The sequence below is a fragment of the Micromonospora sp. NPDC048040 genome (genome assembly GCF_055587185.1).
Genome location: NZ_JBVJGT010000027.1, coordinates 55897 through 69018 on the forward strand (window position 1 = coordinate 55897; position 13122 = coordinate 69018).

6 protein-coding genes are annotated in these 13122 nt (G+C 67.7%); 5 read left to right on the plus strand and 1 reads right to left on the minus strand.

Annotated features, from left to right (window positions below; all coding sequences use genetic code 11):
- Positions 1-18: 18 nt before the first annotated feature.
- On the minus strand, positions 19-1425 hold the full coding sequence (locus tag ACZ6O2_RS23290; RefSeq protein WP_466024260.1) for a restriction system modified-DNA reader domain-containing protein: 1407 nt from the start codon (positions 1423-1425) through the stop codon (positions 19-21).
- A 238-nt stretch (positions 1426-1663) separates the two neighbouring features.
- Here ACZ6O2_RS23290 and ACZ6O2_RS23295 point away from each other — a divergent pair, with 238 nt between their 5' ends.
- The 5 genes from ACZ6O2_RS23295 (at position 1664) to ACZ6O2_RS23315 (ending at position 13112) form a co-directional block, all read left to right on the plus strand.
- The gene (locus ACZ6O2_RS23295; RefSeq protein WP_466024261.1) at positions 1664-8095 is read left to right on the plus strand and encodes a DEAD/DEAH box helicase; all 6432 of its coding nucleotides are present in this window, start codon (positions 1664-1666) and stop codon (positions 8093-8095) included.
- Positions 8092-10272 (plus strand): UvrD-helicase domain-containing protein, encoded by a 2181-nt coding sequence (locus ACZ6O2_RS23300; RefSeq protein ID WP_466024262.1) that lies wholly within the window; start codon positions 8092-8094, stop codon positions 10270-10272. Before ACZ6O2_RS23295 ends, ACZ6O2_RS23300 begins: the two co-directional genes overlap by 4 nt.
- A 51-nt stretch (positions 10273-10323) precedes the next feature.
- On the plus strand, positions 10324-11478 hold the full coding sequence (locus ACZ6O2_RS23305; RefSeq protein WP_466024263.1) for a serine/threonine-protein kinase: 1155 nt from the start codon (positions 10324-10326) through the stop codon (positions 11476-11478).
- A gap of 32 nt (positions 11479-11510) precedes the next feature.
- Positions 11511-11771 (plus strand): hypothetical protein, encoded by a 261-nt coding sequence (locus ACZ6O2_RS23310; RefSeq protein WP_466024264.1) that lies wholly within the window; start codon positions 11511-11513, stop codon positions 11769-11771.
- A gap of 324 nt (positions 11772-12095) precedes the next feature.
- Positions 12096-13112, plus strand: coding sequence for a DUF6236 family protein (locus ACZ6O2_RS23315; RefSeq protein ID WP_466024265.1), 1017 nt, complete (start codon positions 12096-12098; stop codon positions 13110-13112).
- The last annotated feature ends 10 nt before the right edge of the window (positions 13113-13122 follow it).

Here is a 13122-nt window from a genome sequence, read left to right on the forward strand (position 1 = left end):
CATCTCCGGTCGTGCGAGTCACCGGCCCCGGTAGGTGCGGATCAGGCGCAGAAAGTTGCGAAGCTTCGCCACCTCGGAGGGCCTGACGGGATCCGGGTTGAAGTGCATGACGTTGTTGCGCACCTTGCGTATCTGGTCGAGCCGTTCGATGAACCGGCTGCGGTGCAATGGCCAGCCCAACTGCTCCCAACAGGCGGCATTGTTCAACACAGCTTGGTATTGGGCCATCGTCATCGCGTCCAGCGCCTTGAAGCTGAGATTCGCGGCGAGGCACGCCTGCTTGACCGTCTCCTCATCGAAGGTGTTCACGATCAGGTGGCGCAACTCCTGGTCGATCTCGCCAATGAGGAAGAAGGGCGTCGCCGTCTCGTCGTACTTGCGTACCACATCGGCGGCGGTGACGATGCCGCTGATCTTCCGCTGGTCGTCGCGCACGAAAATGAACCCGTACTGCTGAAGGGTGCTGAGCACGTCGAGGAGTCGCGTGTCGTAGTCGAAGACCCGGTCACGCGCCCGCCGGTCAATGGCTTCGCTGAAAGTAGCTTCCGGGTCGCGGTGCTTCGCGGCGGCGATCGACTCCCACGAGACGGAGCCGTAAAGTGAGTGGGCGTTTGCCAGGACGGCCACCTGCGAGTAGTCGTTGATCTCCATCGCGGTGATCGCCTCTTCGAACGTCGCCGTCGGGGTCACCGACACCAGCGACATCCGATGCGGAAAGAGATTGTCCAGCGTCAGACCGATGTCGACGCTCTCCTCGTTCAGTTCGTCGGCGCCCGCCTCGGTCGTGTCTGCGGTGTCATCGGTGTCGGATCCGCTCGCCTCATGGTCCGGCGGCAACACGATGCGGATGCTCCGGTCCATGCTGACTGCCCGGAAGTCGGGACTTGTGGTGAGGCCATGATTGGCGAGGTCCGCGTCGACCTGCGCGGTCGCCATCCGGTCTCGATCCTCAAGTCCCCATAGACCAATGAACTCACGAACGGTGAAAGAGCGCGGTCGCCCCGACTCGGCCTCCGCTCGTGCTGCTTCCAAGATTTCGAAGCGGCGGCGGACCCCGGCCGCTTCCTCCTGAGACGTCTCCTGGTCTGTGCCGACCTCCTTGGCGACAGCCTGAAGCAACTCCAGCCGGAGGCGATGCAGGGTGTGCCCGGTTCGCCTCAATTGCCAGGCCGACCAGCCGGCAACCGCCCTTCGTTTCGCCACCGTGGCGCCCGCCCGTGACGGCGTACTGAACTCACGACCGTCGGGAAGCCGCAGCCTGCCTCGTTCAGTAACGACGGCCTCGTGCGGGGCTTCGCCGATACGCTGCTGGAAGAAGAGCTCGTCGCCGGGCTTGAGTAGTTCGGCGTCGATCAGGTCGGTGATGCGTACGCGACGGCCGTTGAGCAGGTGCTTACGGCGAGGCTGGGAAGAGCCGTTCGACATGCTGTGTCCGTTCCGTCCCCTGTGGGTGATCTACGACGAGGCGCTGACTGTCGTCTACTGGCGGCCGTGCCGCGTGCCCGATCCGTCCGGTGGCGCTGGTGATCTCGTCTCAAGTCGTCGCAGCCTAGGCGGTGATCGACAAGTCGGTCTGTCGTGAATCCGACTAACCCTGTTGTCCGGGCTGCCGAGCAGGTCAGGGCAGGTCAGGGGTGCAGTAACATACCTCGGTGATCCGCTCATGAGGCCGACCATCGCCGCCGACACCCTGCGCCGGACCCTCACCCAGTACCTGACCACCACCTTCGGCCTGACCGAGGAGGGCGTACGCCAGGGGCTGGAGGGTTTCCTCTCTCACCCGGAGCAGGGCATCTTCCGTGGGCCGTACCTGCGGATCCGCACCCCCTTCCGCACGGCGGACGGAAACTGGCGGGCGTGCCTGGACTGGGCGCCGACCGATTTCACTCCCTGGCTGCACCAGGCGCGGGCGTTCGCCCGGCTGTCGACCAAGGGCAAGGCGGCCGAGCCGACGCTCATCACCACCGGCACCGGCTCAGGCAAAACGGAGTCCTTCCTGATCCCGGTGCTGGACCACTGCCGCCGGCGCCGGCAGCAGGGCAAGGCCGGGGTCAAAGCGATCCTGCTTTACCCGATGAACGCCCTTGCGACAGACCAGACGCAGCGGATCAACGAGCTGCTCGCCGACCCGGCGCTGGCCGGGGTCACCGCCGGTCTCTACATCGGCGATGTCGCGGCCATCGAGTACCCGCACGTGTTCACTAAGCGGTCCGAGATGAGGCGCACCCCGCCGGACATCCTGATCACCAACTACAAGATGCTGGACCTGCTGCTCCAGCGCGCCGACGACCTACCGCTGTGGGAGGACGCCGAGCCGGCGTACGTGGTGCTGGACGAGTTCCACACCTACGACGGCGCGCAGGGCACCGACGTGGCGATGCTGCTGCGCCGCCTCGCCGCCGCGCTCGGCCTCGACCAGCCGGGCCGCCCGCTCGGGGCAATCTGCCCGGTGGCTACTTCCGCCACCCTCGGCGAGGGCGGCGATCGGGACGGACGTACCGCGATCCGTGAGGTCGCCGAGCAGGTTTTCGGCGTCGCCTTCGACGCTGGGGCCCTGGTGGGGGAGGACCGGTACGAGCCCGGCGAGTTCATCTCCCGCCAAGACTTCAGCCTGCCGCTGCCCAGCCCCGAGCAGCTCGCCGCCGTCGACGACCGCGACCCCGAGCAGATGATGGCCGAGGTCGCCGACCTGGTACTCGGCGAGCGCCTCCTCGACAACCCGACGCGCCTCGGTGACCTGCTGCGCCAGCATCCGCTGACCAAGGCGGTACTCGACTCGCTCGGCCCGACACCGCGCACCTTCGACGAGATCATCGACGTGTTGCCCCGCAAGAACGCCACCGGCTGGGGTAGCGCGATGAAAACCCGGCCGGAGATCACCGCCAAGGCGCTCGCCCGCTTCGTCGGCCTGCTCTCCACAGCCCAGAACCCGGAGGCGCCGGGCCGCCCGCTGCTCAACATCGAGACCCACCTCTGGGTGCGCGCCGTTTCCCGGCTGCTGCGTGGCACGTCCCACCAGGCCGCCTTCGGCTGGTACGGCGAGGCCCCGCGCGAGCCGGATCCGTACGCGACCGACTCCGACGCGGTCGTCGCCGACAACCGCTACCCCCGGCTGCCGGCCATCTACTGCCGGCACTGCGGCCGGTCCGGGTGGATGGCGCTGTCGCCGGAGAAGGACCCGCAGGAACTGGAAACCGACCCGGACAAGATCTACCGGGCCAGCGTCGGCCGGGACAAGCGCCGGGTCCGCGCTCTGATCGCCGCGACCGAGGATGAGGTTCGGCAGCGCCCGGGTGGCCTGCTGGTGCTGGAGCACGGCCACCGGGTACGCCCCTTCGACGAGCAGCGGGACCGCGAGCCGACCGACGACGCCATCGTCGTGCTCGGCGACATCCTCGCCATCGACGCGGCGGAGAAGGACCGCTGTCCGTCCTGCGAGATGGACCACGGCATCCGCTTCCTCGGCGCCGGCCTCGCCACCCTCGCGTCGGTGGCGATCACCCAGCTTTTCACCGGCGGTGGACTCGACGAACGCGAGAAGAAAACGCTGCTGTTCAACGACTCCGTCCAGGACGCAGCGCACCGCGCCGGATTCGTGGCCAACCGCTCGTACGCCTTTTCCCTGCGATCGCTGCTGGCTGACCAACTGTCGGCGGGGGAGTCCGTCGGGCTGGACGACCTCTTCGCCAAAATGATCGAGGCGGCGGCGCAGCCGGAGATCCTCTCCACCGTGGTTCCGCCAGACCTGCATGACCAGCCGGGAGTGGACAGCCTGCTCGCCGGTGAGCACACCGGCAGCCGGGAGACCTGGTCGCTGATCAGCGAGCGCCTCGTTTTCGCGACAGTGATGGAGACCGGGCTGCGTTCCCGCCAGGGCCGCACCCTGGAGCTGACCCGCAGCGTCGCCGTCGAGGTCGCCCTCGACGACCCCGCCAAAGCTGCCGCCATCTGCCGGGACGTGCACCTCACCGGTACCGGACAACTCGGCGCAACGCCGCCCGACGACGCCCGCTACCTCGCCTTTCTCCGCGGCCTGCTCGAGCGACTGCGGACCCGTGGCGCGGTCTACCACGAGTGGCTAGCGCCGTACCTGAAGCGCGGCGGCACCCGCTGGCAGGTCTGGGGTGGCCGGCCGCCCGGCATGCCCGCGTTCCCGAAGGGCCTATCGGCGCCCGCGTTCCTGCTGGCAACGCCGAAGTCACGCTCAGAGTTCGACGCGATCACCGCGCGCGGCAACTGGTACCAGGACTGGACGTCCCGCTGCCTCGGCCTCGATCTCAATGACGCCGCCAGCTACCTCACCCGGCTTCTGCCGGCCTTAGCCGTCGAGGGCATCGTCGCCGCCGGCGACACCGAGGACGGCAACACGGTGTACGGGCTGATGCCCGGCCACCTGCGGGTCACAAGGCTCGACGACGCGACCGCCGTGTCAGCCGGGGTCGGCTGCGACACCTGCCACTGGCAGCAGACCGAGCACCCCGACCGGGTGGCCGACTGGATCGGGCAGCCGTGCCGCCAGTACCGCTGCCGCGGCCGGCTCCAGGCCGCCCAGGACGACACGGCGCCGGACGACTACTACCGGCGGCTGTACCTGGAGAGCCCCGTCTTCCGGGTAGTGACGGGCGAGCACACCGGCATGCTGACCCGGGCGCAGCGGGAAACCGTGGAAAAGCAGTTCCGCGACGGCGAGCGCTACACCGACCCGAACGTGCTGTCGTGCACGCCCACGCTGGAGATGGGCATCGACATCGGCGCGCTCTCCGCGGTGGTGCTGGCGTCGCTACCGCACGGGCCCGCCAACTACGTCCAGCGGGCCGGACGCGCCGGCCGCAAGAGCGGCAACGCGCTCGTGCTCACCCTGGTCGGGCGCACGGAGCGGGACCGCTACTACCTCACCGCCCCGCGGGACATGATCGCCGGGCAGATCGTGCCACCCGGCTGCTTCCTCTCCGCCGTGGAGATCCTGCGCCGGCAGTACCTCGCCCACCTGATCGACCTGGCCGCCCGCGGGCGGCTTCCCGGGGTGCTGCCGATGCCCCGCCGGGCGCACGTCCTCTTCGGCCCCACCGGCTGGCTCACCAACCTCGCCGACGTGGGCCGCCGGGACGGACTGCGCCTGGTGGAGGATTTCCTGGCGCTCTTCGGCGACAAGATCCTGCGGGCAGCCGCCGACCAACTGCGCGAGTTCGCGGTCGACGGCATCGTTCACCGGGTCAAGGAGGCAGACGAAACCTGGGAGGCCCGCCTGTCCGATCTGCGGCGTCGTCTCCAGGAAATCGCCACCGCCCGTGGCACCCTGGTGCCCAGCGACCCGGACCACGCCCGCGAAATCAAGATGCTCAAGGCGGAGGAGGGCGCCGTCCGCCGGCGGCTGCGGGAGGTCAGCGCGGCCGCCGCGCACGGCACCCTGGTCGAGTTCGGGCTGCTGCCGAACTATGCGCTCATCGACACGCGCACTGATCTGGAAGCCACCCTGACCTGGGAGGAGAAAGCCGACGGCGACCGCCGGTTCCACAGCGAACTGCGCGAGTACGCCCGCCCCGCCCGCCAAGCCCTCGTCGAGATCGCCCCCGGTAACAGCTACTACGTCCGCGGCTACAAGCACGAAATCTCCGGGCTCGACGTAGGCCCGGCTGACCGGCCGTCGTACGAGCAGTGGCGGGTCTGCGCCCAGTGCGGCTACATCCGCACCCACCTGGCCAAGGAAGACACCAGCCCCTGCCCCCGCTGCGGCGATCGGGGCATCGCCGACCACGGGCGACTGTTCCAGGTGCTCCAGCCGACCAGGGTGCTCAGCCGGGACAAGCGCGACGACGCCCGCATCCGCGACGACAGCGACGACCGGGACCGGCGCTTCTACGCCACCACCGTCGCAGTCGACATCGATCCGGCCAAGGTCGCCTCGTCCTGGCGGCACGCCCACGACACCTTCGGCGTGGACTACAGCCGGCACGCCATGATCCGCCACTTCAACCTCGGCGCCCAGCGCTACGACCGAGCTGCCGAACTGTTCGCCGGTGACGAAGTGCGGATCAACCGCTTCCACACCTGCACCTCGTGCGGCGGAACCACCGTCGACGGCACCCCCGCGGTCAGTCAGCAGCTCGCCGCACAGGCCTCCGGCGCGACCGTGGTACAGGGTGCCGAGCACCACCGGCCGTGGTGCCCGTTCCGACGCTCACCGGCCGCGCCGGACACCCACGTGGACCTGATCCTGGCCCACGAGCTGGAGACCGAGGCGCTGCGCATTCTGATCCCAGCGGCGACCGCCATGGTCGCGGAACGGCTCGTCTCCTTCGCCGCCGCCGTGCGCCTCGGCATCGCCGCGCAGTACGGCGGCGACCCCGCGCACCTGCAGGTCGTGTCGTCCACCATGCCCGACGGGCATAGCGACGGAACCCGTAACTTCGTGGTCGTCTACGACACCCAGCCCCAGGGAACCGGCTACCTGCACCGGCTCGCCAAGCCGAAGGAGTTCCGCAGCATTCTGCAAATGGCCCGACAACGGATCGCCGACTGCGTCTGCCGGCACGAGGCCAAGGCGGTGTGCCACCGCTGCCTCCTGCGCTACGCGCGCAACGACGAATTCGTGCTGATGAGCCGGGACGAGGCACTGGGGATGCTCGACCGGCTCCTTGACAGCTGGGATGTCGAGGAGGGCACCCGCACCGATGAGATCTCGCTGATCCACCAGGTGGAGAGCGAGCTGGAGATGCGCTTCCTCACCAAGCTGCTGGCGCTCGGGCAGACGCCAAACTCCAGGCTGCGCATCGACCGGCGGACGGACCACGACGGCGCGCGCATCGCCGACCTGAGGTTCATCCGAGACGGTGGACACAGCGTCACCCACTGGCAGATGAAGCTGCAGAACACCGTCAAGGGCACCCGACCAGACGTGCACTTCAAACGCCTCGACGGGGCATCGCCCGACGTGGCCGTCTACCTCGACGGGTTCAAGTACCACGCCTCATCGCAGTACAACCGGCTCGCCGACGACGCCGAAAAACGGGCCAGGCTCCGCGCCCATGGCTACCTCGTCTTCGCCGCCACCTGGGACGATGTCAAGACCTGGGGCGACAGCAGCGACGGGCAGGGACAGTGGATCCCATACGGTGGGGTGAGCAAGCAGACCGCCCGGGAGAAGTTCCGCGGCATGCTCCCCGGCGCGGACCCCGCCGAACTGGAGAAGACCGTCTGGGTCAATCCCATCGAACAACTCATGGGCTTCCTCGCCGATCCAGATCTCACCCGCTGGCAGCGGCGGGCGGAAGCAGCCCTGTGGGGCATGCTCAAGCAGGCCCGGGACAACAGCGCCACCGACTCCGCCGGTGTCGCCGAACGGCTACTCGCTGCCCTGCGGGGAGAACCCCTTCCCCCGCAGACCGCACGGCACATCATGGTCGCCCGCGCTCGGGACAACGCGGATTGTCCGGTGACGATCGTTGTCGACGCGCGCACCACGCCACTGCCGACCATGTCGGCGCTCGCCGTTCTCGACGACCTGCCGGCCGCCGTGGCCGGCGACGGGCACAAGGAACGCTGGGCCGCTTGGCTCGCCTGGGGAAACATCATCCAGTTCCTCACCCCCGGTGGCGGTGACGCGGGCCAGCTTGTCGTCTCCACCCTCGATGCCTTCGAGCCGGCGTCGATGGCCGTCACCGAGGGAACCGGTCTCACGCTGGCCCGGCGTACGCTGCCGCTGGACGAGCAGACGGCGACCTGGCTCGGCGTCGCACCCCAGCCAGCGCCCACCGAGCCGGAAACGGTCGACGACGAGTCGCCGTGGCGTGAGGTCCTGCGCTACATGGACCGCGACGAGAGCACCCTGGAACTGCTTGTGCAGCAGCTCGCCCGGCAGAACCTGCCCGCGCCGGTCGTCGGCTACGAGCTGGGCGACCAGGGCTGGCCGGCCGAGCTGGCCTGGCCTGACCGGCGGATCGCGATCGTGCTCACCGGCCCACCCGGCGACCCGGAGACCGAAGACCGCGACCGGGCGTACGCCGAGGCGGGCTGGCACGCGCGGACCGCGCGTGAATGGTCCGTAGACGAGTTGGCGGCACAGATCAAGGCGACGAGCGGGGGAGAACGTCGATGAACACCGGGGCAACCCTGCGAATGCTTGACCGCGCCGACAAAGAGGTCATGACGCTGACCCGCGCCGACATCGGCGCGGTGTACGAGTTCATGCACAAGTTCCGGCACAACCCGGAGAACCCGGGGCTCAACCTGAAGTCGCTCAACGGCGACTCCCGGCTGATGTCCGCTCGGGTGAACAAGGACTACCGCGCGCTGCTGCTGCACATCGCCGAGCGTGACTACCTGCTCGTCGCAGTGAAGCACCGCGGTGAGGTGTACGACGACCTCTCCCGGTACGCATACCGGATCAACCGGGTCACCGGTGGGATCGAGGTTGTCGACCTGGCGCCGGTCGGCGATAGCATCATCGGCCGGGTCGTCCCGCCCGACACCGAACCGGAGCCCACGCAGAAACCGCTCTTCGACGCCTACACCGACGTGCAGCTGCTGGAACTCGGCGTGTCCGAGCCGCTGCTGCCCCAGATCCGGGAACTCACCACCGAGGCCGAGCTCCTCGAATTGCTCGACCGGGCACCGCAGCTCACCACCGACGTGCTCTTCGCGCTGTTCGACGACATCCCGTACGAGGACGTCCTCAACCAGGTCACCGACCCGGTCCGCGCTGAAGACCCGGTAGACCCGGAGGACTTCGAAGCCGCCGTGGAACGCCCTGCCACTCAGGTGACCTCCGACGACGAGGCGCTGCAAGCAATGCTGGGCGAGGCGTTCGAACGGTGGCAGATCTTCCTGCACCCCACGCAGCGAAAGCTGGTCGAGCGCAAGTACAACGGACCAGCGCGCGTCGGAGGCGGGCCGGGCACGGGCAAGACGATCGTCGCCCTGCACCGGGTGGCGTACCTCGCCCGGCAATTGCCGCCCGGGGCGGACAAGCCCATCCTCCTCACCACCTTCAACCGCAACCTCGCCGCCGACCTGCGGACCCGGCTGATGGCCCTCGGAGGGCAGGAGTTGGTGTCGCGCGTCGACATCGTTAACATCGACCGGCTCGCCAGCCGGGTCGTGGCAGAGGCGAAGGCGGGTGGCAGCCGGCGGGTCGTCGACGACAACCGGGTCCCCGAGCTGTGGAGCGAGTTCTTCATCGAGACGGGAGAGTCTGGCTGGGATGCGGAGTTCCTCGCCGCCGAGTGGACCCAAGTAATCCTCGGCCAGGTGCTCAACTCACGAGCAGACTACTTCAAGGCCCGCCGCCCCAACCGCGGCCGCAGCCTCAACCGCGCCGAGCGGGACCAGATCTGGCAACTCACCGAGCGCTTCACCACCTGGCTGGAGGCGAGAGGGGTCTGGACCTGGCGGCAGGTCGCCCAGCGGGCCGCCCGCCTCGAGATGGACCGCGCGGCCCAGGGCGCCAGCGCGCCGGGAGAATCCTCCGGCGGGTACTACCGGCCGCGTTACCGCCACATCGTGGTCGACGAGGCGCAGGACCTCAGCGCCGCCCACTGGAAGATGCTTCGGGCCATGGTTTCGCCCGGCGTGGACGACATGTTCCTCACCGGCGACACCCACCAGCGGATCTACGACAACCACGTGACGCTAGGCAGCCTGGGCATCAACATCCGTGGCCGCTCGTCACGGCTCACCCTGAGCTATCGCACCACTCGGCAGATCCTGGCCGACGCCCTGCAGATCATGACCGGCGAGGTGTACGACGACCTTGACGGTGGCGAGGAAGATCTGGCCGGATACCGCTCACTGCTGCGCGGCGGTCGCCCAATCTTCCGTGGCGCGCCGACTTGGGCCCAGGAGCGGGATCTGATCGCCGAGCAGCTACGGCACTGGGGCAAACCGACCGACGGCTCGGTGGCCATCTGCGTGCCGACGAAGGAGCTTGCGGCCGACATCATTACCCGGCTGGAGGCTGACGGCTTGCCAGTGGTGGAGATCGGCCCCGACGGCCCGAAGCAGCCCGACGGCGTACACGTCGGGACCATGCACCGGTTCAAGGGACTCGAGTACCAGCGCATGATCATCTCAGGGGTCAGCGACGGACTCGTGCCCCGGCAGATGATCAGCAAGTACCGGGAGACCGACCCCAAGCGCTACCAGCGCGAACGCCAGCGCGACCGGTCGTTGCTTTTCGTTGCCGCCACCCGTCCCCGCGACGAGCTGGCCGTGTTCTGGCACGGCACGCCCAGCCCGTTCTTGACCAGCCGACTCGTGCAGCGACAGCTACGGTGAGCACGGGACCCCGCATCAGCGGGGCCCGGGCTCGAAGCGCAGGGAGGCGAGGTGCAGGCGGGGGACCGCATCGGTGACCGGTACGAGCTGACGTATCCGATCGGACGCGGCGGGATGGGCCAGGTCTGGGCCGGCTTCGACGAGCGACTCGACCGGCCCGTAGCGATCAAGTTCCTCCGACAGTTGGAGGTACCGGAAGACGAGCGTGAGACGGCCGCCAAACGCTTCCGGCGCGAAGCGAGAGCGACAGCCCGGCTCGACCATCCCGGCGTGCCAGCCGTACACGACCTCGGGGTGCACGGCGACGACCTCTATCTCGTCATGCAGCTCGTGCCCGGGATCGTCCTCGCCGACCACATCGCCGAGCAAGAGCAGCTACGCGTCGGCGAGGCTGCATCGATCGCCGCGCAAACCTGCTCCGTTCTCGCCGCCGCCCACGCCGCGTCCCTCGTGCACCGTGACCTAAAGCCGCAGAATCTCATGATCACCCCCGCCGGAGTGGTGAAGGTGCTCGACTTCGGCGTAGCCGCACTGCTGGGTCCGGCCGAAGCGTCGCGCCTCACCGCGACCGGCCGCACGCTCGGCACACCCGCCTACATCGCACCCGAGCAGGCTGCCGGCGGCCCTGTCGGTCCCGCAGCCGATCTATACGCTCTGGGATGCATTCTCTTCGAAATGCTCGCCGGGAACCCTCCCTGCGAGGCGACGAACGCCCCCGACATGCTGCGTCGGCACATGCGCTCGCCGATTCCTATCATCACCGAATACCGCTCTGGCGTGCCCGACGACTTGGCACATCTTCTTTACTGCCTCTTGGCCAAGGAGCCAACGGACAGGCCGGCATCCGCCGCCGAGGTTCACCAGTTCCTTACGCAATTCTCCGACTGCAACGGCAGCGTCGGGACGGTAGCCACCCGGACAGACAAGCCCACGCCCCGTCTTTACCTGCCCGCAGTAGCGTCCGTGCCGCCGCAGAGGTCCCAGCAGGAACTGGTCGAGCTGCGCGCACATGCACGGGAACTGGCCGAGAGCGAGCGCTTTATACAAGCGACCGACGTGTTAGAGCGGGCTCTCCGCTCAGCGTCCGGCGGCAATGAAGCCCTCGCCGCCGAGATTGTCGCCGTACGACTGGATCTCGCCAACCTCTACATGCTTGCAGGTGACTTTCACCAGGCCCAAGAGGCCTTTGAGGGACTGTACAAATAACGGCTGATCGACCGATCAAGGAGAGACGCCAGATGACGACCGAGATCACCTCGGGGCAGGAGCAGGCTGCAGGGTCGGTGGGTGCGGTTACGGATGAGCAGTTGATCGCGATGCTGGTCGATCGGGCTCGTGGTGACGGGCTGAAGCTGACCGGCGAGGGCGGGCTGCTGCAGCAGCTCACGAAGCGGTCCTCGAGTCGGCTCTGGACGGTGAGATCAACGAATGCGCTGGAAACACCCCTGAACGCCTTCCAGATTGCTTTCGAGGGCCGGCTCACCCCGGCCAACCACTGACCACCTCAACAACCAAGATCAGCCGTTAACTTGACACTCCCGAACGCCCTCGGACGTCGAGGACCGGCATCTGGAACGCGTTGGAGGGGGATCGCCGCGCTGAACAGGCTAATCACGTTGAGGAATCGGCTGGGGATGTCCTCGGCGACGATCACGGCGACGTGCTCGTACTGCGGGGATGGTTGTCGTGGTTGACCGCTCTGTGGCTTCCGTCAGCCGTCGCCGCTCGGGTTCCGAGCCGCACAGCACTAATAAAAGATAGGCTGGCGTCTCCAGACGTGCCGCCTTGTCGACCTTAACTGATTGGAATATGGGATGCCGGGCATGCTGTACTACCCGTTCGCCGACGCCCCTCCGGGGGTCATCCAGCAGGCAGTTCTGTACTGGGACGGCCTCAGCACGGTAGTCGGTCATGGCTGGCAGGATCGCATGCGCGGGCATATGGACGCAGTCCGGGCCCTCGGCTTCTACCAGCCGATCGAGCCGCATGAGTCCTACGAGCCGGTATCGCTCGACAAGATCTGGCCTTACTTGGAGCACGCGGTAAGTCAGATCGACACCGCCGATCTTGGCATCCCTGACGTACCGCCGGATGTGCACCATGCCCCCGGGATGCTGCATGTGGAGAAGCTTCATGAGAGTGTGGTTGACGAGCTCATCGCCCGTGGTTGGGTGAGGCGCCATCCGGGTGCGCCTACCCGGCTCTTTGGGTCTGAACTCCTCATCCATATGGTCGTCAGCATCGTGGCGGCCCAGATCGCCGAGATGACCAACACTCGCAATGACGGAGACCGGCTCCACCCACACACGGACCGTGTGTCCGCCCATCGCATGAGCACCGATCCGATTGCGGGTCAGCATGTGACTCAGTGCTGGCAGGTCGACATCGGTCCGCTCCTTCCAGTGCCTCGGAGCGACGTCAACGTCTATGATCTCTGGAGGTTTCGCCAGCGGCACGATGACGAGCGACGCCGCATGATGATGGCGATCCAGGACCTTCTGCGGAGTCTTCGGGGTGATTGCCCTCGTGATGCGTACGAGCGGATCGAATATGAGCTTCGTGAAGCGCGGAATGATTTGGAGGGTGCTGCCAAGGCCGCCAGGGTGTCGGTCGTTCGTCGTTATGGGCTATGGGTGACGGTGGCAGCAGGGGCCGCCGCGGCCGGAGAAGCACTCAATCTCGGCGGGGTAACGGGAGCACTGATCGGCGTTGCCAGTAGCTACGCGATCAATATGGCGACAGTTCCCGCGCGGTTCGAACCTAGCGGCGCAGTTCGTGACGCGAACGTCTACCGGTATCTACACCGGGCTGAGTCCGAGTTCGCGCGCTCTGCAGTGTGAGCGTCAGCCA

Excerpts from the sequence above, each read along its gene's own strand:
- ACZ6O2_RS23290 (WP_466024260.1), bottom strand. The coding sequence starts at position 1,425 with ATGTCGAACGGCTCTTCCCAGCCTCGCCGTAAGCACCTGCTCAACGGC.
- ACZ6O2_RS23295 (WP_466024261.1), top strand. The coding sequence starts at position 1,664 with ATGAGGCCGACCATCGCCGCCGACACCCTGCGCCGGACCCTCACCCAG.
- ACZ6O2_RS23300 (WP_466024262.1), top strand. The coding sequence starts at position 8,092 with ATGAACACCGGGGCAACCCTGCGAATGCTTGACCGCGCCGACAAAGAG.
- ACZ6O2_RS23315 (WP_466024265.1), top strand. The coding sequence starts at position 12,096 with ATGCTGTACTACCCGTTCGCCGACGCCCCTCCGGGGGTCATCCAGCAG.
- ACZ6O2_RS23310 (WP_466024264.1), top strand. The coding sequence starts at position 11,511 with ATGACGACCGAGATCACCTCGGGGCAGGAGCAGGCTGCAGGGTCGGTG.